General features: G+C 38.6%; 21 protein-coding genes and 1 other annotated feature. Of the genes, 12 read left to right on the top strand and 9 right to left on the bottom strand.

Annotated features, from left to right (window positions below; all coding sequences use genetic code 11):
* Positions 1-45: 45 nt before the first annotated feature.
* The 6 genes from noc to rpmH all read right to left on the bottom strand — a co-directional run bounded on the left by noc (position 46) and on the right by rpmH (position 5,699).
* Positions 46-888 (bottom strand): nucleoid occlusion protein, encoded by an 843-nt coding sequence (gene noc, locus C7N65_RS08635; RefSeq protein WP_105994070.1) that lies wholly within the window; start codon positions 886-888, stop codon positions 46-48.
* Between the two features lie 46 nt (positions 889-934).
* Complete coding sequence (gene rsmG / locus C7N65_RS08630; RefSeq protein WP_105994069.1) at positions 935-1,657, bottom strand: 16S rRNA (guanine(527)-N(7))-methyltransferase RsmG; 723 nt, start codon at positions 1,655-1,657, stop codon at positions 935-937.
* On the bottom strand, positions 1,658-3,532 hold the full coding sequence (gene mnmG / locus C7N65_RS08625; RefSeq protein ID WP_105994068.1) for a tRNA uridine-5-carboxymethylaminomethyl(34) synthesis enzyme MnmG: 1,875 nt from the start codon (positions 3,530-3,532) through the stop codon (positions 1,658-1,660).
* 16 nt (positions 3,533-3,548) lie between these two features.
* Positions 3,549-4,928 carry a tRNA uridine-5-carboxymethylaminomethyl(34) synthesis GTPase MnmE gene (gene mnmE / locus C7N65_RS08620; RefSeq protein ID WP_199790673.1) on the bottom strand — a complete coding sequence of 460 codons (1,380 nt, stop codon included), beginning with the start codon at positions 4,926-4,928 and terminating at the stop codon, positions 3,549-3,551.
* 132 nt (positions 4,929-5,060) lie between these two features.
* Entirely contained in the window at positions 5,061-5,414 is a 354-nt protein-coding gene (rnpA, locus tag C7N65_RS08615; RefSeq protein WP_162912182.1) for a ribonuclease P protein component, read from the bottom strand.
* 147 nt (positions 5,415-5,561) lie between these two features.
* Complete coding sequence (gene rpmH, locus C7N65_RS08610) at positions 5,562-5,699, bottom strand: 50S ribosomal protein L34 (RefSeq protein WP_000240855.1); 138 nt, start codon at positions 5,697-5,699, stop codon at positions 5,562-5,564.
* Positions 5,700-6,340: 641 nt separating this feature from the next.
* On the opposite strand from rpmH, the gene dnaA reads away from it, so the two are divergent.
* From dnaA to gyrA, 6 genes are all read left to right on the top strand, one after another.
* On the top strand, positions 6,341-7,705 hold the full coding sequence (gene dnaA, locus C7N65_RS08605; RefSeq protein ID WP_199790669.1) for a chromosomal replication initiator protein DnaA: 1,365 nt from the start codon (positions 6,341-6,343) through the stop codon (positions 7,703-7,705).
* A gap of 256 nt (positions 7,706-7,961) precedes the next feature.
* On the top strand, positions 7,962-9,098 hold the full coding sequence (gene dnaN / locus C7N65_RS08600) for a DNA polymerase III subunit beta (RefSeq protein WP_105994065.1): 1,137 nt from the start codon (positions 7,962-7,964) through the stop codon (positions 9,096-9,098).
* Between the two features lie 366 nt (positions 9,099-9,464).
* Positions 9,465-9,674 (top strand): S4 domain-containing protein YaaA, encoded by a 210-nt coding sequence (gene yaaA / locus C7N65_RS08595; RefSeq protein WP_199790672.1) that lies wholly within the window; start codon positions 9,465-9,467, stop codon positions 9,672-9,674.
* A complete protein-coding gene (gene recF, locus C7N65_RS08590; protein ID WP_105994064.1) occupies positions 9,671-10,783 on the top strand; it encodes a DNA replication/repair protein RecF in 1,113 nt (370 codons plus the stop codon). The genes yaaA and recF overlap by 4 nt, the downstream gene beginning before the upstream one ends.
* A 12-nt stretch (positions 10,784-10,795) precedes the next feature.
* Positions 10,796-12,724, top strand: a complete 1,929-nt coding sequence (gyrB, locus tag C7N65_RS08585) for a DNA topoisomerase (ATP-hydrolyzing) subunit B (protein ID WP_234019069.1) — start codon at positions 10,796-10,798, stop codon at positions 12,722-12,724.
* Between the two features lie 60 nt (positions 12,725-12,784).
* Positions 12,785-15,469, top strand: a complete 2,685-nt coding sequence (gene gyrA, locus C7N65_RS08580; protein ID WP_105994062.1) for a DNA gyrase subunit A — start codon at positions 12,785-12,787, stop codon at positions 15,467-15,469.
* Between the two features lie 85 nt (positions 15,470-15,554).
* Here gyrA and C7N65_RS08575 read toward each other — a convergent pair whose 3' ends face one another.
* A complete protein-coding gene (locus C7N65_RS08575) occupies positions 15,555-16,379 on the bottom strand; it encodes an NAD(P)H-hydrate dehydratase (protein ID WP_105994096.1) in 825 nt (274 codons plus the stop codon).
* A 470-nt stretch (positions 16,380-16,849) separates the two neighbouring features.
* On the opposite strand from C7N65_RS08575, the gene hutH reads away from it, so the two are divergent.
* Both hutH and serS read left to right on the top strand, forming a co-directional pair.
* Complete coding sequence (gene hutH / locus C7N65_RS08570) at positions 16,850-18,364, top strand: histidine ammonia-lyase (RefSeq protein WP_105994061.1); 1,515 nt, start codon at positions 16,850-16,852, stop codon at positions 18,362-18,364.
* Positions 18,365-18,446: 82 nt separating this feature from the next.
* Positions 18,447-18,656, top strand: a binding site (T-box leader).
* Between the two features lie 100 nt (positions 18,657-18,756).
* Entirely contained in the window at positions 18,757-20,043 is a 1,287-nt protein-coding gene (gene serS / locus C7N65_RS08565) for a serine--tRNA ligase (protein ID WP_105994060.1), read from the top strand.
* Positions 20,044-20,299: 256 nt separating this feature from the next.
* Here serS and C7N65_RS08560 read toward each other — a convergent pair whose 3' ends face one another.
* Both C7N65_RS08560 and C7N65_RS08555 read right to left on the bottom strand, forming a co-directional pair.
* Positions 20,300-20,539, bottom strand: a complete 240-nt coding sequence (locus C7N65_RS08560) for a hypothetical protein (protein WP_105994059.1) — start codon at positions 20,537-20,539, stop codon at positions 20,300-20,302.
* A gap of 130 nt (positions 20,540-20,669) precedes the next feature.
* Positions 20,670-20,867, bottom strand: a complete 198-nt coding sequence (locus C7N65_RS08555) for a hypothetical protein (RefSeq protein WP_105994058.1) — start codon at positions 20,865-20,867, stop codon at positions 20,670-20,672.
* A 217-nt stretch (positions 20,868-21,084) separates the two neighbouring features.
* Between C7N65_RS08555 and C7N65_RS08550 the strand changes: the two genes are divergently transcribed.
* The 4 genes from C7N65_RS08550 to dnaB are packed head-to-tail and all read left to right on the top strand — an operon-like array spanning position 21,085 to position 25,869.
* On the top strand, positions 21,085-22,011 hold the full coding sequence (locus C7N65_RS08550; RefSeq protein ID WP_199790671.1) for a DUF2232 domain-containing protein: 927 nt from the start codon (positions 21,085-21,087) through the stop codon (positions 22,009-22,011).
* A gap of 14 nt (positions 22,012-22,025) precedes the next feature.
* A complete protein-coding gene (locus C7N65_RS08545) occupies positions 22,026-23,990 on the top strand; it encodes a DHH family phosphoesterase (protein WP_105994056.1) in 1,965 nt (654 codons plus the stop codon).
* The gene (rplI, locus tag C7N65_RS08540) at positions 23,990-24,436 is read left to right on the top strand and encodes a 50S ribosomal protein L9 (protein ID WP_105994055.1); all 447 of its coding nucleotides are present in this window, start codon (positions 23,990-23,992) and stop codon (positions 24,434-24,436) included. The genes C7N65_RS08545 and rplI overlap by 1 nt, the downstream gene beginning before the upstream one ends.
* A 35-nt stretch (positions 24,437-24,471) precedes the next feature.
* Positions 24,472-25,869 (top strand): replicative DNA helicase, encoded by a 1,398-nt coding sequence (gene dnaB, locus C7N65_RS08535; protein WP_105994054.1) that lies wholly within the window; start codon positions 24,472-24,474, stop codon positions 25,867-25,869.
* Positions 25,870-26,233 lie beyond the last annotated feature (364 nt).

Below are 26,233 nucleotides of genomic sequence, written 5' to 3'. Positions count from 1 at the left end.
AGGTTGTGTCTCCTGCTTTTAAGTTTGTAAATTAAATTATCTATTTTAACGTTTATAGACTCTTATTTTAATTTCTAAATAGTCTTCGTGGTCGCGTTCTTTTTGTTCTACGCGAAGTCCGCTTTTCTCTATTTTTTCAAAACTGCTTTGAAGTGCTTCTTTTGCTGGTGTGAGGTCTTTTGTGAATTGGAAGTTTTGTGCTTTGACTTTTTCAGGTCCGACTTTGGCTTTCACTCTGGCCTCTGTTTGTTTCACATTGAGTTTTTGGTCGATAATGATTTGAACCATTTCTTCTTGTTCTTCATGTGATAAGCTCAGCAATGCACGTGCGTGACGTTCTGTTATTTTACCTTCTGCAAGTTTAGAAAGCACTTTTGGAGCAAGTTTTAATAAACGTAGTTTGTTTGCGATAAAACTTTGGCTTTTACCCACACTTTGTGCGAGTTCGCTTTGTGTTGTATCTCCAAGTTCTAATAACTTTTGATACGCTTCCGCTTCTTCAACTGCCGATAGATTTTCACGTTGAATATTTTCAATCAACGCAACGACTGCCGTTTCTTCATCTGTCATCTCGCGAATAATAACATCCGCGTATGCCATATGAATACTGCTCATAGCACGAAAACGACGTTCACCTGCAATGATTTCATACATGCCCTCTTCAATCGGTCGTACCACAATCGGTTGAAGCAATCCATGTTCTTGAATGGATTCCGCAAGTTCATCAATCTTCGTCTGATCAAAAACTTGTCTTGGTTGATAGCGGTTAGGCACAATCTTCTCAATTTGAATAGATTCAACATGATTATTGCGATCTTCTTCAGTATAGCCTGTCATATCTTCATCTTTGTTTGTTAAACCGAATAGTTTAGAAAAAGGCTTTTTCATTCCGCAATCTCTCCCTCTAAATATAATTATATACTAATATTTATTTTTATTTTAGTAAAGGAGATTTATTAGGCGTACCCGCTTTTCTAGGATACTTTTTAGGTGTTTTACTGCGCTTTTCGATGATAATCATTTGGCGTTCTCCTGCATCATCCGGCAGTTCAAAGGTTTCTACCGCTTCGACTCTTCCTCCAAACACACCAATCGCAAATCGTGCTTCTTCAAGTTCCTCTTCGCCTTTTGAAGATTTCATTGCCACAAAGTGTCCGCCTGTCTTAACCAGCGGCAAGCATAACTCGCTGAGTACTGTTAAACGTGCAACGGCACGGGCTGTCACAATATCATAAGACTCCCGGTTGTCTCCGCGTGTATTGCCGAAGTTTTCAGCACGCTCATGGACAAAGCTCACACCTGTTAATTCTAAAGCATCCGCAAGATGATTTAAGAATTGAATACGTTTGTTAAGCGAATCCACAATTGTTACTTTCAACTGCGGAAAGACAATTTTTAGCGGGATACTTGGGAACCCTGCACCTGCGCCTACATCACAGATGCTGAGTTCTTTTGTCATATCCATATAAAATGCGGCTGTGATGGAATCATAAAAGTGCTTCAAGTACACTTCTTCTTCATCCGTGATACTTGTTAAGTTCATCTTTTCGTTCCATTCAACCAGCATTTTGTAATAAGTTTGAAACTGTTGTTTTTGTTGGTCGTTCAAAGTAATACCATGTGATTCTAGCTTATCAGCCAACCATTCAACACTCATTTATTTCACCCTTTCAAGCTTACCTTGTTCAAGATAAATCAGTAAAATTGAAATATCAGCAGGGTTAACGCCTGAAATACGTGACGCTTGTGCAATGTTTAATGGTTTAACTTCTGCTAATTTTTCACGTGCTTCGCTCGCTAAGCTGTCAACTTTACTATAGTCCAAGTCGTGTGGAATTTTCTTTTGTTCCATACGTTTTACTTTTTCGACTTGTTGTAATGATTTATTGATATAACCTTCATATTTCGTTTGAATTTCTACTTGTTCTTCTACCGCTGCTGGAATTTGATGTTCTTCCTCTAAAATATCAAGAATCGCTTGATAATCCATTTCCGGACGACGCAGTAATTCAATTGCTAAGATACCGTCTTTTAATGGTGAACCGCCATGAGCTTTAATTACTTCTTGCGTATGTTCATTAGGTTTAATACGAATGTTAGATAAACGGTCGATTTCTGCTTGGATTTGATCACGTTTTTCGTTGAAACGCGCATAACGTTCATCAGAAATCAATCCTAATTCATGACCTAAGTCCGTTAAACGCAAGTCAGCATTATCATGACGTAATAATAAGCGGTATTCTGCACGAGATGTTAATAAACGGTAAGGTTCGTTTGTTCCTTTGGTAATCAAGTCATCGATTAATACACCGATATAAGCATCTGAACGGCTTAATACTTTTTCACCTGTGCCGAGCACTCTGCCCGCAGCATTGATTCCGGCCATTAAGCCTTGGCCAGCCGCTTCTTCATACCCAGACGTACCATTGATTTGGCCTGCTGTGTATAAGTTTTTGATTTTCTTAGTTTCAAGTGTCGGCCATAATTGTGTCGGTACTAACGCATCGTATTCGATAGCGTAACCTGCACGCATCATGTCTGCTTTTTCTAAACCAGGAATCGTTTGAAGCATTTCACGCTGAACATGTTCCGGCAAGCTTGTAGACAATCCTTGAACATAAACTTCGTTTGTGTCGCGGCCTTCTGGTTCTAAGAATAATTGATGGCGCGGTTTATCATTGAAACGCACATATTTATCTTCGATAGATGGGCAATAACGCGGGCCTGTACCTTTGATCATACCTGAGTACATCGCAGATAAATGCAAGTTGTCATCAATCACTTGGTGTGTTTTATCATTTGTATAAGTCAGCCAGCATGGCAGCTGGTCTAAAATAAACTCAGTTGTTTCAAAGCTGAATGCACGTCCTACATCATCACCTGGTTGGATTTCTGTTTTGTCATAATCAATTGTTTTAGAGTTCACACGCGGCGGTGTGCCTGTTTTGAAACGTACAACTTCAAAACCTAGCTCACGCAAGTTATCAGCAAGTGTAATAGATGGTAATTGGTGGTTAGGACCGCTTGAATACTTCAAGTTGCCTAAAATAATTTCACCGCGTAAGAATGTACCTGTTGTGACGATGACTGCTTGAGAGCGGTATTCTGTACCAATATTTGTACGAACACCTTTAATTTCGTCACCTTCAATGATTAATTCATCTACCATTCCTTGCATAATGTGCAAGTTCTCTTCATCTTCTAATACACGTTTCATTTCACGTTGATACAATGCTTTGTCTGCTTGTGCTCTTAATGCACGTACTGCAGGACCTTTACCTGTATTCAACATACGCATTTGAATATGCGTTCTATCTATTGTCTTAGCCATTTGACCGCCTAATGCGTCGATTTCACGAACGACAATCCCTTTAGCGGGACCCCCTACTGACGGGTTGCATGGCATAAATCCAACATTATCTAAGTTAATTGTCAGCATCAGTGTATTCGCACCGCGGCGCGCTGAAGCGAGACCTGCTTCGATACCCGCATGTCCAGCACCGATGACAATTACATCATAATCCAAAGCCATAGTTTATCCTCCTTAATTATTTTCCGAGACAGAATTGACTGAATAACTGATCGATCAATTCATCACTTGCGGATTCTCCGATAATTTCACCTAAAATTTCCCAAGTTCTTGTTAAGTCTATTTGTACCATATCCATTGGTATTCCGGCTTCTGCCGCATCTATTGCATCTTGTATTGAATTTCTTGCTTGTTTTAATAATGAGATATGTCTTGAGTTAGAAACATATGTCATATCTTGGTTTTGAACCTCTCCGCCGAAGAATAGGTCGCGGATTTGTTCTTCGAGCTGATCAATGCCCTCTTGTTTCAGCATTGATGTTTCAATGACTGGCATATCGCCGACCATTTCATGCACTTCATCTAAATCAAGGTGCTGCTCGAGGTCCGTCTTATTCACAATGACAATTGCATCTTCATTCTTGATAACTTCATATAACTTGCGGTCTTCTTCAGTCAACGCTTCGTTATAGTTTAAGACGAACAAAATCAAATCAGCCTCGCTGAGTGCTTTGCGTGAACGCTCAACACCGATTTTTTCTACGATGTCTTCAGTCTCGCGGATACCTGCAGTGTCTACTAAGCGCAACGGTACACCGCGGACGTTCACATACTCTTCTAAGACGTCTCGCGTCGTACCCGCAACTTCAGTGACAATCGCTTTATTATCTTGAATTAAGTTATTAAGCATAGAAGACTTGCCGACGTTCGGTTTACCTACAATTACAGTAGAAAGACCTTCTCTCATGATTTTACCCTGTGTGCCTGTCGCTAAAAGACGATCGATTTCAGCTTTGATTGCTTCAGACTGCTTTAATAAGAATTCTGTTGTCGCATCTTCGACATCATCATATTCAGGATAATCGATATTCACTTCAACTTGCGCTAAAATTTCCAAAATCGATTGACGTTGGCGTTTAATCATATCGCTTAAGCGTCCTTCGATTTGATTCATCGCAACTTTAGACGCCCGGTCAGTCTTAGAACGGATGAAATCCATCACTGCTTCAGCTTGAGACAAATCAATACGGCCGTTTAAGAATGCACGCTTTGTGTATTCCCCTGGTTCAGCCATTCTTGCCCCATACGTCATTGTCAGTTCTAAGACACGGTTGATAGTAAGTATCCCGCCATGACAGTTAATCTCTACGATATCTTCTCTTGTAAATGTTTTTGGTGCACGCAGCACGGATACCATCACTTCTTCAACGACTTCATTCGTTTCAGGATCGATAATATGCCCATAATTAATTGTATGCGAATCTACTTCAGCTAATGGTTTCTTTCCTTTATACAGCCGATCTGTAATTTCAACAGCTTGGCTTCCCGACAAACGGACAATACCGATTGCACCTTCTCCCATCGGAGTAGAAATACTAGTAATTGTATCTAAATCCAACATGCTGCTTCGCCTCCTCTACTTAAATTTCTAACTCTATAATTGTAATGACTTTTATTGTAAATTGCCACATATGTGTTCAAATTCTATGAAGTTAGTCTTACGTTTGTCTGACCTAAGACTTCGGATAGTCTATTTTATTCTCTTATTGAATAGTTTTGCAATTTTCAGCACGTGTTCTAAGCTTTTTTGAATTTCTAGTACAGTCATATCTTTTGCAGGTTGTCTTGCAATTACAATAATCTTTTTCGCAATAATATCATTCTTATGTACTTTAAAATTTTCTCTGATTGAACGTTTGATACGATTGCGTGTCACTGCATTGCCGAGTTTCTTAGAAACACTAATCCCTAATTTAAAATGAGTCAAGTTTTCGTCAGGCATGACATAAATGACAAATTGGCGATTTGCGACTGACTTCCCTTTTCTGTAAATCGCTTGAAAATCGCTGTTCCTTTTAATGCGGTATGCTTTTTCCACTTCCATCACTCACTTATTTTTCTTTTCTTGCTGCTCCCCTACCCTACTTTATATCTTACGCATCTAGTGTAGAGAATCGGGGTATCAATTTCCAACCTGCGGATCTTTTACCTGCTTTAAAGCAAAAAAAAGACCACTGATAGGTCAGTGATCTTATGCTGATAAAACTTTACGGCCTTTACGACGACGACGCGCTAATACTTTACGGCCATTTTTAGTGCTCATGCGTTTTCTGAAACCATGAACTTTACTGTGTTTACGTTTATTTGGTTGATAAGTACGTTTTACCATGTAAAAACACCTCCATATCGAATCATTTCATTCATTTATAGTCGCTTTCTCATATTCAACATCATGAGATTCTTGGAAAAGATCTGCATCTACAGCCTTATCTGCTATAACCGAGATATTACAGTCTTATACCAAGTTACTCCGTAGTCTTTTCTACGGTGTCTGCGAAAGGATGAGCTCCTATCAAATGCTCACCTTACTTAGTTCAATTAATCAATATCTTAGTCATAATTCAAGCAACTACTAAATTATAACAAATTCAACCTTATAAAGCAAGTACATTTTATATGTATGTTATCTGAAAAGTTATCCACTTATTCACAGAGGAACAGTGACATTCTGTGGATAAATATGTTACCATACACAGACTCCTGCACATAAAAGTAACATATCCACATAGGTTTGACAGGTAGATTTGTTAATAAGTATAATGATGTGGATAAGTCTTATAAAGTTTGATAGACCTAAGGTTTACAGCTTTCATTTATCAACATTTTATCTGTGCACAACTCAAAATTCAATAAAGTTATCCACCGATTGTGATTAACTTGTGGATAATTACCAACATCCTGTGTATTAAGTTATCCACGGGATGTGATTTTGTGAATAAGTCTAAAAAATTTAAGAAAGATGGAGTTTATATGTCAAAAAAAGAAATTTGGGGAAAAGTTCTTGAATTAGCTAAAGACGAATTGACAGAAGTAAGTTATAACACTTGGTTTGAGCCGCCAAAAACAGAATTGGTAGGTATTGAAGATTCTGAGGCCATTATTTTAGTGAATGATGGATTTATCAAAGAATTTTTGAAAAAACAATATACCGGTATTGTTGAAAAATTATTCGAAAATGCGATTGGGACACCGCTTAAACCAAGATTTGTCATTCAAAATGATCTGACAGCTGATGCACAACTTAAAACTGATGTGAAAGAACAAAATAATGAAAAAGAAGCCGAAATACCAAGCTTCCAAAACAGCAGCGAAGACCAATTCAATGCACATAATACATTTGAAACTTTCGTTATCGGACCTGGGAACCGCTTCCCGCACGCAGCAAGTTTGGCAGTAGCGGAAGCCCCCGCAAAAGCTTATAACCCGCTGTTCATCTATGGAGGCGTTGGTTTAGGAAAGACACATTTAATGCACGCAATCGGGCATTACGTCTTGCAAAATAATAAAGATGCGAAAGTCATCTATACATCCAGCGAGAAGTTTACAAATGAATTCATTAAATCAATCCGAGATAATGAAACAGAAAGATTCAGAGAAAAATACAGAAATATCGATGTGCTGCTGATTGACGATATTCAATTCATCCAAAACAAAGAGCAGACACAAGAAGAATTCTTCCATACTTTCAATGAATTACATCAAGCTGAAAAACAAATTGTCATCTCAAGCGACCGACCTCCTAAAGAAATTTCAAAATTAGAAGATCGTTTGCGCTCTCGTTTCGAATGGGGCTTGATCGTTGATATCACGCCGCCTGATTATGAAACACGTATGGCAATTCTGCAGAAAAAGTTAGAAGAAGAAGATGTCGATATTCCGTTAGAATCTTTAACTTATATCGCAAATCAAATCCAATCCAACATCCGTGAATTAGAAGGTGCCTTAACTCGTGTTATCGCCTATTCCAGATTACAAGGCGAACCGATTACAACTGAACTCACTGCAGAAGCACTTAAAGATATTATTCAAACACCGAAATCTAAGAAAATAACAATCCAGGATATTCAAAAAGTGGTTGGACAATATTACAACGTGCGACTTGAAGATTTTATTGCGAAAAAACGTACAAAATCCATCGCCTATCCGCGTCAAATCGCAATGTACCTATCTCGTGAACTGACTGATTTTTCACTTCCGAAAATCGGAGAAGAATTCGGCGGCCGCGATCATACAACAGTGATTCATGCGCACAGAACTATTCGTGAAGATATGGAAAAAGATACGTTATTCAAGCAAGAAGTCGAAAATCTGGAAAAAGAAATTCGAAATCAGTAAACATTTTAGAAATTTACTAGCAGATCAGGGTAAAATTAAGTGAGACAACCGAGCTGTTATACTACAGAGATAAAAAGGTGATTGTGGACAATGTGCAGAAGTTGTACACATCATACACAGATTATCCACATGTGTATAACTTTTCATAGCAAGGTTTTTACAGGGTTATCCACTTATCCACAGCCCCTACTACTATTACTACGGTTTTAAAACCTATATAATTAATTTATAAACGACTGGAAGGAGTTTAAAATTTATGATGGAATTCACGATTAAAAGAGACTATTTCATAAATCAATTAAATGACACGCTAAAAGCAATTTCACCAAGAACAACATTGCCTATCTTAACTGGTATCAAAATCGATGCGAAAGAAGAAGGTATCATTTTGACTGGTTCAGATTCAGAGATTTCAATTGAAATTTCAATCCCTAAAGAAGTCGACGGAGAAGAGATTGTCACAATTTCAGAAACAGGATCAGTCGTACTTCCTGGTCGTTTCTTTGTAGATATTATTAAAAAATTACCAGGCAAAGATGTTAAGTTATCAACAAACGAACAGTTCCAAACTTTAATTACATCAGGTCATTCAGAGTTTAACTTAAGTGGCTTAGACCCAGATCAATATCCATTGCTGCCGCAAGTTTCTCAAGATGATGCAATTCAATTACCAATCAAAGTCTTAAAAAATGTTATCGCGCAAACAAACTTCGCAGTGTCCACCTCAGAAACACGGCCAGTTTTAACTGGTGTGAACTGGTTGATTCAAGATAATGAATTAATATGCACTGCGACAGACTCGCACCGTTTAGCTGTAAGAAAATTAAAATTAGAAGATGAGGACATCGAAAATAAAAATGTCATCATTCCTGGTAAAGCTTTAGCTGAATTAAACAAAATCGTAACGGACTCAGAAGATGACATCAATATCTTCTTTGCTTCAAACCAAGTGTTATTTAAAGTCGGACACATTAATTTCATTTCAAGATTGCTTGAAGGACATTATCCTGATACTTCTCGCTTGTTCCCTGAAAACTATGAAACAAAAATCGAAATGAGCAACAGCGACTTCTATCACGCAATTGATCGTGCTTCATTGCTTGCACGAGAAGGCGGCAATAATGTCATCAAACTAAGCACAGGCAATCAAGAAGTTGAACTTTCTTCTACATCACCTGAAATCGGTACGGTTAAAGAAGATGTAGACGCAAATAATGTTGAAGGCAGCAGCTTGAAGATTTCATTCAACTCTAAATACATGATGGACGCATTAAAAGCAATCGATAACGACGAAGTTGAAGTAGAATTCTTCGGTACTATGAAACCTTTCACTTTAAAACCTAAAGATGACGATTCAGTAGTTCAATTAATTCTTCCAATCAGAACTTACTAATCCGAAAATAAACAGTGACATTCACGTAAAAAACGGAAATCCTTTTTGCAGGGTTTCCGTTTTTTCGTGTTGAAAATGAAAGATGGAGTTTAAATCAATTTTAAAGGCTCTCAGATGTCACACAGTGAACTTTAAAAATGATTTGGATAAAAATATCGAGATAACAAATTTTTTCAATGTCACCTTTTAAAATGCAAAAAATGAGCAATAGAGAGGTAAAAAAATCACCTTTTTGAAAAACAGCTGAAATTTTATTGAGATAAGCCTAGAAATCAACCTGTAACACATGAAATTTATTACAAAAAAAGGTATAATATATTAATGACCTTACAAAGAAATGGAGTGAGTGTGTTGACTGAAAAAATCATGGTTGAAGGTGACATTACTTTAGGACAATTCCTGAAAACCGAAGGCATTATCGAATCAGGCGGACAGGCAAAATGGTTTTTAAAAGATTTCGAAGTTTTCTTGAACGGCGAAAGAGAAACGCGTCGAGGAAAGAAACTTGAAGATGGCGATCAAATTGAAATACCTGAAGTGGGTTCTTTTGTAATAGCACATCAAGGTGACCAATGAAATTAAATGCACTCCAGCTTGAAAATTACCGCAATTACGAAGCAGTCGCATTAGATTGCCATCCTGATGTAAACATTTTGATTGGTGAAAATGCGCAAGGCAAAACCAATTTATTAGAATCTATTTACACACTTGCATTAGCTAAAAGTCATCGAACAGCTAATGATAAAGAGCTTATTCGTTTTGGTGCTGAGTATGCTAAAATAGAGGGTGAGCTGAGTTATAGACATGGCAAGATGCCGCTTACGATGTTTATAACTAAAAAAGGCAAAAAGGTTAAAGTCAACCACTTGGAACAACATCGTCTGACACAGTATATCGGACACTTGAATGTTGTTCTTTTTGCCCCAGAGGACCTGAATATCGTCAAAGGATCTCCGCAAGTCAGACGCCGCTTTATCGATATGGAGCTGGGTCAGATGTCTGCGGTGTACCTCAACGACTTATCACAGTACCAGCGTATTTTGAAACAAAAAAATAATTATTTAAAGCAATTGCAAACGAAACAAAAGACGGATCGTACCATGATTGAAGTCTTGAACCAGCAATTTGCGCAATATGCTTTGAAAGTGACACTTAAACGTGCCCATTTCATTGCAGAACTGGAAACACTCGCACAACCGATTCATGCCAGTATTACTGACGACAAAGAAGCTTTAGAGGTCAATTACCGTCCAAGCTTGAAACTGTCTGATACTGAGGATGAAGCAGCGTTGTTCGAAGAGGTACTTCAACTGCTGGCAGATAATATGGACAGAGAGATAGAACGCGGTGTGGCACTCTACGGCCCGCATCGTGATGATTTAGGTTTCAACGTAAATGGGATGGACGCACAAACGTATGGTTCGCAAGGACAGCAGCGTACATCTGCATTATCAATCAAGCTGGCTGAGATTGAATTGATCAACAAAGAAGTCGGCGAATACCCTATCTTATTGCTTGATGATGTGCTGAGTGAATTAGATGACTCCCGTCAGACTCACCTGCTGAGTACAATTCAAGATAAGGTACAGACCTTTGTGACAACAACGTCTGTAGAAGGTATTGATCATGAAATTATGAAACATGCAAAACTTTACCGAATAAACCAAGGTGAAATTATCAAGTGATAGAAAGTGAAGGTGGAAGCATTGTCAGATGTGAACAACACGGAAGATTATGGTGCTGGACAAATACAGGTATTAGAAGGGCTTGAAGCCGTTCGTAAACGTCCGGGTATGTATATCGGATCTACTTCAGAAAGAGGTCTGCACCATCTCGTATGGGAAATTGTAGATAATAGTATTGACGAAGCATTAGCTGGCTATGCTGATAGAATCGATGTCGTTATCGAAAAAGACAACTGGATTCGCGTAGAAGATAACGGTCGCGGTATTCCAGTAGATATTCAAGAAAAAATGGGCCGTCCTGCAGTTGAAGTTATTTTAACTGTCTTGCATGCCGGAGGTAAATTCGGCGGCGGCGGATATAAAGTATCAGGCGGTTTGCATGGTGTAGGCTCTTCTGTAGTTAACGCACTTTCAGAAACTTTAGAAGTTTACGTACACCGTAATGATAAAGTGTACAACCAAGCTTATAAACGTGGTATTCCGCAATACGATTTGAAAGTTGTTGGAGAAGCGGAAGGTACAGGTACAGTGATCCGTTTTAAAGCGGACCCTGAGATTTTCACTGAAACAACTGAGTATCAGTATGAAATCCTTCAAAAACGTATTCGTGAATTAGCTTTCTTAAACAAAGGCATTCAAATCACATTACGCGATGAACGCGAAGAAGAGGTAAGAGAAGATTCTTATCACTATGAAGGCGGTATTAAATCTTACGTTGAATTAATCAACGAAAACAAAGAACCGTTATTTGATGAGCCTGTTTATCTTCATGACCGCAAAGATGACGTAGAAGTCGAAATCGCATTGCAGTACAACAAAGGCTTTGCGACAAATTTATTATCTTATGCCAACAACATTCATACGTATGAAGGCGGTACGCACGAAGATGGATTCAAACGTGCGTTGACACGCGTATTGAACAGCTATGGTACAAAACAAGGCATTATCAAAGAGGATAAAGAGCGTTTATCTGGTGAAGATACACGTGAAGGTTTAACAGCAATTGTATCTATCAAACACAGTAATCCTCAATTCGAAGGACAAACGAAAACAAAATTGGGCAACACGGAAGTACGCCAGATTGTAGACAGACTCTTCACAGAAGATATGGAGCGTTTCTTGATGGAAAACCCTCAAGTGGCTCGTATTATCGTGGAGAAAGGTATTATGGCTTCTCGTGCCCGTATCGCAGCTAAAAAAGCCCGTGAAGTGACACGCAGAAAATCAGCACTTGAAGTGTCCAGCTTACCTGGTAAATTAGCAGACTGTTCAAGCAAGAACCCGGACGAAAGTGAAATCTTCTTAGTCGAAGGTGACTCTGCCGGAGGGTCTACAAAATTAGGCCGTGACTCTAGAACACAAGCGATTCTGCCATTACGAGGCAAGATTTTGAACGTTGAAAAATCACGCTTAGACAGAATCTTAAACAATAACGAAATCCGTGCCATGATTACAGCATTCGGTACAGGTATCGGCGGAGAATTCGATATTACGAAAGCACGTTATCATAAAATCGTTATTATGACAGATGCCGATGTGGACGGTGCGCATATCAGAACGTTGTTATTAACATTCTTCTACCGTTTCATGCGTCCGTTGATTGAAGCGGGTTATGTATATATTGCACAACCGCCGTTATTCAAATTAACGCAAGGCAAACAAAAGTATTATGTCTTTAACGAACGTGAATTAGAAAAATTAAAATCAGAATTGAAACCGACACCGAAATGGTCAATTTCTCGTTACAAAGGTTTAGGGGAAATGGATGCCGATCAATTATGGGAAACTACAATGAACCCTGAACACCGCTCAATGCTTCAAGTAACATTGGATGATGCGATTGAAGCGGATATGACATTCGAAATGCTGATGGGCGATGTCGTTGAAAACCGCCGTCAATTTATCGAAGACAATGCAGTCTATGCAAACTTGGATTTCTAATCTTAAAAGTATGTATCACTGCAACAGCTACGGAATTAATAACTTAAGGAGGCAATCTTGATGGCTGAATATCCTGAATCAAGAATAATTGAACGAAATATTAGTAACGAGATGCGTGAATCGTTCTTAGACTATGCGATGAGTGTTATCGTATCTCGTGCTTTGCCAGACGTCAGAGATGGTTTGAAACCGGTACATCGTCGTATATTATACGGTTTGAACGAACAAGGAATGACGCCTGATAAACCGTATAAGAAATCCGCACGTATCGTAGGTGACGTAATGGGTAAATACCACCCTCACGGGGACTCATCTATCTATGAGGCTATGGTGCGTATGGCTCAGGATTTCAGCTATCGTTATCCTCTTGTTGACGGTCAAGGCAACTTTGGTTCAATGGATGGCGATGGTGCAGCTGCAATGCGTTATACCGAAGCACGTATGACGAAACTTTCTACAGAACTATTAAGAGATATCAATAAAGATACAATCAACTTCATTGATAACTATGACGGGACAGAAAGAGAGCCGGAAGTCTTACCGGCACGTTTCCCGAACCTCTTAGTGAATGGTGCTTCAGGGATTGCAGTAGGTATGGCGACAAACATTCCGCCGCACAATATGACAGAGGTCATCAATGGTATTTTAAGCCTAAGCCACAATCCTGATATTACAATTGCGGAATTGATGGAAGATATTACAGGTCCTGACTTCCCGACTGCAGGTTTAATCCTAGGCAAGAGCGGTATTCGCCGTGCATATGAAACAGGACGCGGTTCGATTCAAATGCGTGCACGTGCTGAAATCGAAGAACGCGGCGGCGGTCGCCAACGTATCGTTGTGACTGAAATCCCGTTCCAAGTCAATAAAGCACGTATGATTGAAAAGATAGCAGAATTAGCGCGTGACAAACGAATAGACGGCATTACAGACTTGCGTGACGAAACAAGTTTGCGTACAGGTGTCAGAGTAGTTATTGATATTCGTAAAGATGCCAACGCAAGTGTTATCTTGAATAACTTATATAAACAAACACCGCTGCAAACTTCATTTGGTGTGAATATGATTGCATTAATCAACGGCAGACCGAAATTAATCAATCTTAAAGAAGCGCTAGTTGAATACTTAGAACACCAAAAAATAGTTGTACGCAGACGTACAGAATACAATTTGAAAAAAGCTGAAGATCGTGCACATATCTTAGAAGGTTTAAGAATTGCCTTAGACCATATCGATGAGATTATTACGACAATCCGTGAATCAGAAACAGATAAAGTCGCAATGGAACGTTTGCAAGAACGCTTCGAACTTTCTGAACGCCAAGCACAAGCGATCTTGGACATGCGTTTAAGACGTTTAACAGGTTTAGAAAGAGACAAAATCGAATCTGAATATAACGATTTGATTGCTTATATCGAAGAGTTGAGAGAAATCCTTGCGGACGAAGAAAAATTACTTCAATTAGTACGTGATGAATTAATCGATGTCAAAGAACGCTTCGGTGATGAACGTCGTACTGAAATTCAACTTGGCGGTCTTGATCAAATCGAAGATGAAGACTTGATTCCAGAAGAACAAATCGTTATTACATTGAGTCATAACAACTACATCAAACGTTTACCAGTTTCAACGTACCGTTCGCAAAATCGCGGCGGACGCGGTATACAAGGTATGAACATGTTGGATGAAGACTTTGTGAGTCAGATTGTTACGATGAGTACGCACGACCATGTATTGTTCTTTACAAACCAAGGCCGTGTCTACAAACTTAAAGGTTATGAGGTGCCGGAACTCTCACGTCAGTCTAAAGGTATCCCTGTAATCAACGCAATTGAGTTAGAAAATGATGAATCCATCAGTACGATGATTGCGGTGAAAGACCTAGAAAAAGAAGATGCTTACCTTGTTTTTGCAACGAAAAACGGTATTGTGAAACGTTCATCATTAAGCAACTTCTCGCACATTAACAGAAACGGTAAAATCGCAATCAACTTCAGAGATGAAGACGAACTTGTTGCGGTACGTCTAACAGACGGCACAAAAGATGTATTATTAGGTACTTCTCGTGCATCGCTCATCCGCTTCAGAGAATCACTCTTAAGACCACTCGGCCGTACAGCAGCAGGCGTAAAAGGTATTTCATTACGTGAAGGCGACTTTGTTGTGGGACTTGCAGTTGCGAATGGTGATAGTGAAGATGAAGTGCTCGTAGTCACTGAAAATGGTTACGGTAAACGTACACCGCTTGGTGAATACCGTCTTTCTAATCGCGGCGGTAAAGGTATTAAAACAGCGACAATCACAGAGAAAAACGGTGATATCGTTTGTATCACTACTGTAACTGGCGAAGAAGACTTGATGATTGTGACAGATCATGGTGTCATTATCAGAATCGATGTCAGCGATATTTCTCAAAACGGACGTTCAGCACAAGGTGTCAGATTGATTCGTCTAGGCGAAGATCAATTTGTATCTACTGTCGCAAAAGTTCAAGAAGAACCAGAAGATGAATTAGAAGGTACTTCAGACAGCGGTGCACTTCCTGGAGAAGACGAACCGACACCGACAGTCGAAGAACAAGTGATTGAATCAGACGATGACGACCGTACAATTCATACAGAAGTTGTCGATGAAACTGAAGATGAAGACGGCGAAAGAAAAGAAGTAAGACAAGACTTTATGGATCGCGTGAATGAAGATATTGAAAATGCGGATTCAGAAGATGAAGATAACGAAGAAGAATAATTTAAATGAATAGATAAAGTAAAAGCTTTCTGCAAAACCCATCGGTTAAGCAGAAAGCTTTTTTATTATTATAAATGAATTAAGTTTAATCTTCTTTTTCTTCTAAACGTTTCATCGCATATGGAATTTCCGCAATTAAGTTTGATGGCGGTACTACATACATTTCTTTAGATAGATACTCGCCAACATAACTGTGTACATAAGTACCTGCTTTAACCGCATAGTCGAAATCATCGAATTGGCCGATGAAGCTAGTAATGATACCAGAAAGTGTATCACCCATGCCGCCTGTCGCCATCGCAGGTGTGCCGATATCTAATTTATAAGTTTTATCTTTTAAATAGATTTCAGTGCCATGCTGCTTTAAGACTACCGCTGTGCCGATTTGATCAACTGCTTCGCGATTACGTTCATAAGTTTGTTCTTCAATCGGAATACCGCTCAATCTTTCCCATTCCATTTGATGAGGTGTGAAGACGATATTACGGCAGTCCGGAATCTCTACTTTCAATTTACTCATAATAGAAATTGCATCTCCGTCAATAATCAAGTTTTGATGCGGTTGAATATTTTGGAGTAAGAATGTCATTGCGTTATTACCTTTGAAATCTCTGCCTAGTCCAGGTCCGATTAAAATACTATCTGAGATTTCTATCATTTTCGTTAACATTTTTGTATCGTTGATATCAATAACCATTGCTTCTGGACAGCGTGAATGCAGTGCCGCATGGTTAGTGGGATGCGTTGCGACTGTAATCAGTCCGCTTCCGCTGTATACACATGCACGAGCAGCCATAATAATTGCGCCGCCTAAATTCGCATTACCGCCGATTAAAAGAATCTTGCCGTAGTCCCCTTTATGGGTTTCATCTTGTCTTTTTGGAATAGTAACATCTGTTAAAATTTCCACCATAATCCCTCCATATTCCCTATCAATTTTGAATCTTAAGCTTCATAAATGGAGCTTTAGGTTTCTCGATGTGTTGATGGTTGCTTATAAAATTTAAGCACATCTCAATCCAATGAGATGAGCCTGTTAGTCCATATTTTTTACTAATTTCTTAATGCATTAGAATATACTATACCTATCGAATGGGTAAGTCAATACATATAATTTAAGTATTTATTAACATTCGGTAAGCATGCGTCATGACAAGGATAAGCAGCTTTCTATCATCTGCATTTCTGCTCATAGTATCGGCTTTACGATTATGTTCAACTCATGAAACGTTATGAAGAAGTCAGGTGCTGTATTTTAGCTTGTTAAAATAGTGACGTATTAACACGCTACGGCTTTCGCTAAAGCTATTGTCCTACCCAAAATGTAAGCGTATACTTGTGATAATTGTATACATTTATTTTACTGAGGGGGTAATTCAATTGACATTAGAATTAAACGGAGCATCGCTCACAATTGAAGATATCAAGACATTTTTACACCAGCAAGATAAGGTAGCAATCTCAGCTGAAGCAATGGAACGTGTAAAGCAGAGCCGTGCTATTGTGGAGGAAATCATTAAAAATAAAGAAACGATTTATGGTATTACAACAGGGTTCGGCTTATTCAGCGATGTCTTAATCGACCCTGAGCAATACAATCAATTACAAGTGAACTTGATTCGTTCCCATGCTTGCGGAACAGGGGATCCATTTTCGCATGATGTAGCATTAGTGATGATGGTATTACGTCTGAACACTATGTTAAAAGGGCATTCAGGTGTAACAACTGACTTAGTGGATCAATTGATTTATTTCATCAATGAACGTATTATTCCGATTATTCCGCAACAAGGTTCGTTAGGTGCATCAGGTGATTTAGCACCGTTATCTCACCTTGCATTAGCATTAATCGGAGAAGGCAAAGTCTTTTATCAGCAAGAAGAAAGAGACAGCAAAGATGTACTTGAAATGCTAGGACGACAACCATTAGAGCTTTCCGCAAAAGAAGGATTAGCTTTGATAAATGGGACGCAAGCAATGACAGCACAAGGTGTCATCAGCTGTATTGAAGCGGAAAGTCTGGCATATCAATCTGAATGGATTGCGGCACTGACACATCAAGCATTAAACGGCATTACAGATGCTTATCGTCCAGAAGTACACGATGTGCGCAACTTCCCAGAACAAAGTGCAGTAGCGGATCGTATGCTGTATTGGTTAGAAGATTCTCAGTTAACTACACATCAAGGTGAAATCCGAGTTCAAGATGCTTATACATTACGCTGTATTCCGCAAGTCCATGGTGCCAGCTTTGAAACATTGAAGTTTGTGAAACAACAATTGGAACGTGAAATGAATGCGGCTAATGATAATCCGTTAATCTTCCATGAAGATGATGAAACATTAGTGATTTCAGGCGGCAACTTCCATGGTCAGCCTGTTGCTTATGCATTAGATTTCTTAAAAGTAGCAGTCAGCGAATTAGGCAATATCGCAGAACGCCGCTTAGAACGCTTAGTTAATCCGCAATTAAACGGTGGTTTGCCTGCTTTCTTAAGTCCTGAACCTGGATTGCAAAGCGGTGCGATGATTATGCAATATGCGGCTGCAAGTTTAGTTTCAGAAAATAAAACATTAGCACATCCGGCAAGTGTTGATTCCATTCCTTCATCAGCTAACCAAGAAGATCATGTTTCAATGGGTACAATCGGATCAAGACATGGTTATCAAATTGTGGATAATACGCGCAGAGTGCTTTCAATCGAATTGATTATTGCGCTGCAAGCAGTGGAACTGAAAGGCATCGATCAATTATCGCCGCGTTCACGTGAAAAATATGAGACATTAAGAAACATTACGCCTTCTATTACAGAAGACCGTCAATTCCATCAAGATATCACACAAGTTTCGCGTTATTTACAGCAAGCTGCGTATACTGATGCAGAATGCAAATAACATGAATTTTTCTTGAATTCAGAAAAATTTTATATTTGAGTTGCAATTTAAAATAGTATTTGCTATAGTGAAGTTAAGTTAATAAAACATTGTTCGCAGGATAAGTAGTCCTAAGTAATAATTTCAGAGAGCTTATGGTTGGTGTGAATAAGCAATTAAGGCTTAGCGGTGAATCTACCTGCATATGAGTGAACAACCGGTTTTAACCGTTATTTTAGTGAGAGTGCAGTGTGCATCAATTTTTGATACATACTGTTAAATAGGGTGGCAACACGTATACCACGTCCCTTGTAGGGACGTGGTATTTTTTTATCTTTTTTTAAAGCTACTCTAAAATATTATTAATTTTTATTATTATACCCCTACACATATTTCGAAAGGATGACTTAAACATGTTAGATATTAAATTGTTTAGAAATGAAACTGATCGCTTAAAAGAGAAAGTAAGATTACGTAATATGGATCCTAAAATCGTGGATGAAGTATTAGAACTTGATGGCAAACGTCGTGAATTAATCGGTAAAGCAGAAGAAATGAAAGCTGAACGTAACCGAGTAAGCGGTGAAATCGCTGAGAAAAAACGCAACAAAGAAAATGCGGATGACGCTATTAAAGAAATGAGAGAACTTGGCGATAAAATCAAAGATATTGATACTGAATTACATGAAGTGGATGATGCGTTGAATTATAGATTATCTACAATCCCTAATATCATGCATGATGATGTACCTGAAGGCGAAACTGATGAAGATAATATTGAAGTTAAAAAATGGGGTACACCACGCGAATTCGACTTCGAAGCAAAAGCACACTGGGATTTAGTCGAAGAATTAGGTATGGCTGATTTCGAACGTGCTGCACGCGTATCTGGTGCACGTTTCGTCTTCTTAACAAATGAAGGTGCGCAATTAGAACGTGCGTTAATGAACTACATGTTAACAAAACATACAACTCAGCACGGCTATACTGAAATGATGGTACCTCAACTTGTAAATGCAAATGCAATGTATGGTACAGGTCAACTTCCAAAATTCGAAGAAGACTTATTCAAAATTGAAAAAGAAGGCTTCTACATGATTCCAACAGCAGAAGTACCTTTAACTAACTTCTACCGCGAAGAAGTTTTACCTGCAGATAAATTACCAGGTAAATTCACTGCACAGTCAGCATGCTTCAGAAGCGAAGCGGGTTCTGCCGGACGTGATACACGTGGTTTAATCCGTTTGCACCAATTCGATAAAGTTGAGTTGGTACGCTTTGAAAAACCTGAAGATTCTTGGGATGCATTAGAACAGTTAACAAGCAACGCAGAAGCAATCTTAGAAGAACTTGAATTACCATATCGTCGTGTCATCTTATGTACAGGCGACTTAGGATTCAGTTCAAGTAAAACATATGACTTAGAAGTTTGGCTTCCAAGTTATGATGACTACAAAGAAATCAGCTCATGCTCTAACATGACAGATTTCCAAGCACGTCGTGCTAACATTCGTTTCAAACGCGACAAAGATGCTAAACCTGAATTAGTTCATACATTGAACGGAAGCGGATTAGCAGTAGGTCGTACATTTGCAGCGATTGTTGAAAATTATCAAAATGCGGATGGTTCAATCACGATTCCAAAAGCATTAGTACCATTTATGGGCGGAAAAGAAAAAATCGGCCCAGCAACAAAATAAATGGGATCATCGAGTAGTTGGAAAATGAATTAAGATGATCCAACCTCGTTCCAATATATATATTTACCTACCACATGGACGCTATGCCTTACCAACATAGCGTCCGTTTTTTTATTTCCCGAACAATTATTTCCTGATAAAAAACAAAAAACCGACTACCCTCTAAGGATAATCGATTGAAATAGAATAGTTTAAAAATACTGTAATGAAAGGGTTTGTTAGACATCTAGGTGTCTAACTTCAGACAAACGGAAGTCTACCCTTTTACCTTTTGTTTTTGAGCTTCTGAACGCTGTGAAGTATCGACATATAGAAATGCGATCAATGCCATAATGCTCAGTGTAACGAATGCAAAACCTAATGGAATCAGAAAATTTCCAGCGTTTAAAAAGACAAACCCAGTGATACTCATTCTAATCAAGGCATGCAATACGAAACATAATATGCTTGTGAAAAACAGCGCAAGGCTGCTTCCTGCTAAGAAAACTTTCTGCATATTCCGCTGCTCCTTCTTAATATAAAATCTTCTTGGACATACTCATTATATCGTGGTTTGCAACATATTTCGATAGCGTTTTCGTGAATTAATATAAATTTAACAAATTTTTGTCCTTGCACAGAGTATATTAAGCGCCTGTCATCAATTGAATGATACCGAAAATCAAAATAATAAGTGCGGCAATTGCGGTTAAACTCAGAGAAAGTACTGTTATTTTCTGGCTTCTGTATCTTTTTTCTTTCTTCAATTCTCGAACTGAAAGGATAACTGAAACGACTAACAAAATTAGTACAATGACATATGTAATGATTGCACCGGCTGACATATAACGCCTCCTTTAAAAATATAATAAATATGTATTTTATTAATTTATACCTCATTTAAAAGCAAAAGAAACATTAGGAAATTCTATGTCTCAGTTATGAAAATAAATAGTGAGAATCAAAGAAGACCGACAGGCTTAAAAACATATAGGATACCAGTGATATCAAGTAGGTGATTCTTGCCAACTATGTTAAAATAATTCTTATAGTTACTAAAGTATAGGAGTGGCGAATTTGTTTGCAAAAATAGACCTGAAGGCGACGCTTCTAGCGACATTAGCTTTGCTGATAGTTGCTGCAGTCACCTATTTTTTACCGGTTGCCGGAATCATATTATTCTTCGTTGCAACGGTGCCTGGGATAATTCTATGGCATAAGTCTATTATGTCATTCGGTGTTGCCGCGTTGATTACAGTTGTATTGGCTGTTCTTTTCGGAAGTCAATTGGTACTAAGCTATATCATCTTTATCTTGATTTTAAGCTTAGTTGTAGGCCAACTATTGAAAGAACGTACTTCCAAAGAACGTATACTCTATATCGCGACTACATATATGAGTATTATTTCATTAGCAGCGTTTATGCTGCTTCAAGTCTTTGAAAAGCTGCCGCTTTCACAAGTACTTGTGAAGCCATTAAAAGATCAGTTATATCACGCAATGGCAATGAGCGGGTTGGACGCTTCTTCACGCGGTGTATTTGAAGAAGGCTTTAGACAATTAGCAGTCCAATTACCAAGTTATGCTATCATTATCATTTTTATCATGATTTTGATTAACTTAATTGTTACGTTCCCGATATTACGTAAGTTCAAAATAGCAACCCCAGTATTTAAACCGCTGTATGCTTGGCATTTTAAACGTGTGATTGCATATATCTACTTTGTAGTACTGTTGTGTGTCATGTTCGCAACACAACCTGGTACATTCCAAAGTATTGTTTTAAATATGCAAGTCATCTTATCGTTTATTATGTTTATTCAAGGATTAAGTTTTATCGCATTCTTTGCGAAAGTAAAACGATTACCGGCAGCAGTGGGTATATTATTAATGATTGTCGGATTTTTAATTACACCTATCATACCTATCGTAGGCCTTTTAGGTGTTGTAGACTTATGTTTCAATCTGAAAAGATTTATCAAAAAATGATTTGAGGTGACAGAATGAATCGTCAATCCACGAAGAAAGCACTGATAATACCTTTTTTGCTGATGGTACTGACTGCAATCGCATTAGTAGTTGTATGGTTTATCTTTAATCAATTGATTGCAGGCATTGCTTCGGCAGTATTGGTTGTCATGATTATTATCAGTGCATTTGCGTTGCGCAATGCATTCTTACGGTTGGATAATTATGTAGATGATTTGAGCGGACAAATTTCAGCAGGCAACAGTATCGCGATTAAAAGCTTGCCAATCGGAATTATTGTCCTTGATGAGAACGAAGATGTAGAATGGATGAACCATTTCATGTCTGATCGGTTAGATCGCAATGTTATCTCAGATCCGATAAATGAAGTGTATCCTAACATTCTGAAGCAATTAGAAAAGACACAAGAAATCGAAATTACAGACGGCAGTTATCATTACCGCGTTCGTTATTCTGAAGATGAACATGTATTGTATTTCTTCGACATTACAGAAGAAGTACAGACTTATGAATTATATGAAGAATCGAAACCAATTATTGCGACGCTGTTCTTAGATAACTACGATGAAATCACACAAAATATGAATGATACACAACGTTCTGAAATCAACTCAATGGTGACACGTGTTATCAGCCGTTGGGCATCTGAATATGACATTTATTTCAAACGTTACAGTTCAGACCAATTCGTTGCGTATTTAAACAGACGTATCTTAGCACAATTAGAAGAGTCGAACTTTGATATCTTGCGTAATCTGCGTGAGAAAAGTGTGGGCTATCGTGCCCAATTAACTTTAAGTATCGGTGTCGGCGAAGGCTCAGAGAACTTGATTGATTTAGGGGATTTATCACAATCAGGTTTAGACCTTGCATTAGGCCGCGGCGGCGACCAAGTAGCCATCAAACATATTAACGGCAACGTTCGTTTCTATGGCGGTAAGACTGACCCGATGGAGAAACGTACACGTGTACGTGCACGCGTTATCTCTCATGCATTGAAAGATATTTTAATGGAAGGCGACAAAGTCATCATCATGGGGCACAAACGTCCTGATTTAGATGCTATCGGTGCAGCAATCGGGGTATCGCGTTTTGCGATGATGAACAACTTAGATGCTTATGTTGTCTTAAACGATGAAGATATTGACCCGACATTGCGTCGTGTCATGGATGAAATCGATAAGAAACCAGAATTGAAAGACCGCTTTATCACATCTGATGAAGCATGGGATACTATGACATCGAAAACAACATTAGTAGTCGTCGATACGCACAAACCTGAAATGGTCTTAGATGAGAACATCTTAAATAAAGCCAACCGCAAAGTGGTCATCGACCACCATCGCCGCGGCGAAAGCTTTATCTCTCATCCGTTATTGGTATACATGGAACCTTATGCCAGCTCTACAGCAGAACTTGTGACAGAGCTGCTTGAATACCAACCGACAGAACAGCGTCTGACAAGACTTGAATCTACAATTATGTATGCAGGTATTATTGTGGATACACGCAACTTTACATTGCGTACAGGTTCAAGAACATTTGATGCGGCAAGTTATTTACGTGCACATGGTGCAGATACGATCTTGACACAGCATTTCTTAAAAGACGATATTGATACGTATATCAATCGTTCAGAATTAATCCGAACTGTGAAATTGCAAGATAATGGTATTGCGATTGCACATGGTTCTAATGATAAAATTTATCATCCTGTTACAGTTGCACAAGCTGCAGATGAGTTGTTAAGTTTAGACGGTGTAGAGGCATCTTATGTGATTGCCCGCAGAGAAGACGACTTAGTCGGTATTTCTGCACGTTCACTCGGTTCTATCAATGTTCAGCTGACAATGGAAGCATTGGGCGGCGGCGGACATTTAACAAACGCGGCAACTCAAATTAAAGGTGTAACAGTAGACGAAGCAGTAGAACAATTACAACAAGCCATAGATGAACAAATCAGTAGGAGTGAAGGATAATGAAAGTAATTTTTACACAAGACGTTAAAGGTAAAGGCAAGAAAGGCGAAGTAAAAGACGTACCAGTAGGTTACGCAAACAACTTCTTATTCAAGAAAAATGTTGCTGTGGAAGCAACACCAGGCAACTTAAAACAATTAGAACAGCAAAACAAACGTGCTGAACAAGAAAGAGAACAAGAAATCGAAGATGCAAAAGCATTAGCAAAACGCCTTGAAGAAATCGAAGTAGAAGTTACTGCGAAATCAGGCGAAGGCGGAAAATTATTCGGTTCTGTAAGTACTAAACAAATTGCACAAGCACTTCAAAAACAACATGATATTAAAATTGATAAACGTAAAATGGAATTGCCTAATGGTATCCATGCATTAGGTTATACAAATGTACCAGTAAAATTAGACAAAACTGTCGAAGGTACAATCCGTGTTCACACAGTGGAACAATAAGAAAGATTTGGAAATAATCAGAGGTGTAATCAAAAATGGATGGAATGTATGAACAAAACCAGATGCCCCATAACAATGAGGCTGAACAATCTGTCTTAGGTGCCATTATTATTGATCCGCAGCTCATCGGGGAAACTCAGGGAGTCTTGCTTCCTGAGTCCTTTTATAGAGGCGCTCACCAACACATATTCCGTGCGATGATGCACCTCTCTGAGGAAAACAGCGAAATTGATGTCGTAACCTTGATGGACCAGCTGACATCAGAAGGGACATTGAGCGAAGCGGGCGGACCGCAATATCTTGCTGAACTGGCAAGCAATGTACCGACTACACGCAATATTGAATACTATAGAGAAATCGTCTATAAATTAGCCGCGAAACGTAATTTGATTCGTGTCGCTGATCAAATCGCAAAAGACGGCTATGATTCAGAACTTGAACTTGATGACATCTTAAGCGATGCTGAGCGCAAGATTTTAGAACTTGCCTCAACGAGAGAATCAGAAGGCTTTAAAGACATCCGAGATGTCTTAGGCCAAGTTTATGAAAATGCTGAAGAACTTGACCAAAATAGTGGTCAGACACCAGGTATCCCTACAGGTTATCGTGATTTAGACCAAATGACTGCGGGCTTTAACCGTAACGATTTAATCATTTTGGCTGCACGTCCCTCTGTAGGTAAGACTGCCTTCTCATTAAATATTGCACAAAAAGTCGCAACACATGAAAGTAATTATACGGTAGGTATCTTCTCGCTTGAGATGGGTGCAGACCAGCTTGCAACACGTATGATTTGCAGCTCAGGCAACGTTGACTCTAACCGTTTGCGTACAGGTACGATGACTGAAGAAGACTGGAATCGCTTCACAGTTGCGGTCGGTAAGCTTTCACGTACGAAAATCTTTATTGATGATACGCCGGGTATCAGAATTACAGACTTGCGTTCAAAATGCCGCAGACTGAAACAAGAGCACGGTTTAGATATGATTGTAATCGACTACTTGCAGTTGATTATGGGAAGCGGTTCTCGTATGTCAGACAACCGTCAGCAAGAAGTATCTGAGATTTCAAGAACACTTAAAGCTATTGCACGTGAACTAGAATGTCCTGTTATCGCACTGAGTCAGTTATCTCGTGGTGTAGAACAGCGACAAGATAAACGTCCGATGATGAGTGATATTCGTGAATCCGGTTCGATTGAGCAAGATGCGGATATCGTAGCTTTCTTATATCGTGATGATTACTATAATCGCGAAGATGGAGAAGAAGATGACGACGGTGGAATGGAACCTGTAACCAATGATGATAACGGTGAGATCGAAGTCATTATTGCGAAGCAGCGTAACGGCCCGACCGGTACTGTCAAACTGCACTTCATGAAACAATATAATAAGTTTACGGATATAGATTATGCACATGCAGATATGATGTAAATTGTTTTTACATCACCGTAATTAAAGGAAAGACCAAACTTGTGTTTTGGTCTTTTTTTTAATGGGTAATTGGTATATTGAAGTTTGTGCGAAAAAATATTTTCACGTACAATAAAATGATGTTTTTGTTTAATGTACGGTTTTAAGTCGTTTTAAAAGGTATGTTTTGTCAATAAGTATGTGTAATAATAAAGAGTAAAACTTCGTTGAAATATTGGTGTTACAAGCATTAAAGGTATTTTAGATGAAAAATGCTTTTTATGTGATTGCCAAAAAACTGTAATATTTAATGTTCGTTTTCTATTTGCATTACGCGCTTACAATTGATAGAATATTGAATGGTTAATTGAGAATAACTTGGAGG

The organism is Staphylococcus simulans, from assembly GCF_002994445.1.
Lineage (GTDB): Bacteria > Bacillota > Bacilli > Staphylococcales > Staphylococcaceae > Staphylococcus > Staphylococcus simulans_B.
The sequence above is the reverse complement of the archived record's forward strand: the minus strand, read 5'-3'. Positions and strand labels throughout refer to the sequence as shown.

What these genes read in the sequence shown, in the direction of transcription:
- C7N65_RS08560 (WP_105994059.1), bottom strand. Translation starts at nt 20,539, where the DNA reads ATGCAGAAAGTTTTCTTAGCAGGAAGCAGCCTTGCGCTGTTTTTCACA.
- dnaA (WP_199790669.1), top strand. Translation starts at nt 6,341, where the DNA reads ATGTCAAAAAAAGAAATTTGGGGAAAAGTTCTTGAATTAGCTAAAGAC.
- rplI (WP_105994055.1), top strand. Translation starts at nt 23,990, where the DNA reads ATGAAAGTAATTTTTACACAAGACGTTAAAGGTAAAGGCAAGAAAGGC.
- C7N65_RS08545 (WP_105994056.1), top strand. Translation starts at nt 22,026, where the DNA reads ATGAATCGTCAATCCACGAAGAAAGCACTGATAATACCTTTTTTGCTG.
- recF (WP_105994064.1), top strand. Translation starts at nt 9,671, where the DNA reads ATGAAATTAAATGCACTCCAGCTTGAAAATTACCGCAATTACGAAGCA.
- noc (WP_105994070.1), bottom strand. Translation starts at nt 888, where the DNA reads ATGAAAAAGCCTTTTTCTAAACTATTCGGTTTAACAAACAAAGATGAA.
- rsmG (WP_105994069.1), bottom strand. Translation starts at nt 1,657, where the DNA reads ATGAGTGTTGAATGGTTGGCTGATAAGCTAGAATCACATGGTATTACT.
- yaaA (WP_199790672.1), top strand. Translation starts at nt 9,465, where the DNA reads ATGGTTGAAGGTGACATTACTTTAGGACAATTCCTGAAAACCGAAGGC.
- dnaB (WP_105994054.1), top strand. Translation starts at nt 24,472, where the DNA reads ATGGATGGAATGTATGAACAAAACCAGATGCCCCATAACAATGAGGCT.
- gyrA (WP_105994062.1), top strand. Translation starts at nt 12,785, where the DNA reads ATGGCTGAATATCCTGAATCAAGAATAATTGAACGAAATATTAGTAAC.
- rpmH (WP_000240855.1), bottom strand. Translation starts at nt 5,699, where the DNA reads ATGGTAAAACGTACTTATCAACCAAATAAACGTAAACACAGTAAAGTT.
- serS (WP_105994060.1), top strand. Translation starts at nt 18,757, where the DNA reads ATGTTAGATATTAAATTGTTTAGAAATGAAACTGATCGCTTAAAAGAG.
- rnpA (WP_162912182.1), bottom strand. Translation starts at nt 5,414, where the DNA reads ATGGAAGTGGAAAAAGCATACCGCATTAAAAGGAACAGCGATTTTCAA.
- C7N65_RS08555 (WP_105994058.1), bottom strand. Translation starts at nt 20,867, where the DNA reads ATGTCAGCCGGTGCAATCATTACATATGTCATTGTACTAATTTTGTTA.
- mnmG (WP_105994068.1), bottom strand. Translation starts at nt 3,532, where the DNA reads ATGGCTTTGGATTATGATGTAATTGTCATCGGTGCTGGACATGCGGGT.
- dnaN (WP_105994065.1), top strand. Translation starts at nt 7,962, where the DNA reads ATGATGGAATTCACGATTAAAAGAGACTATTTCATAAATCAATTAAAT.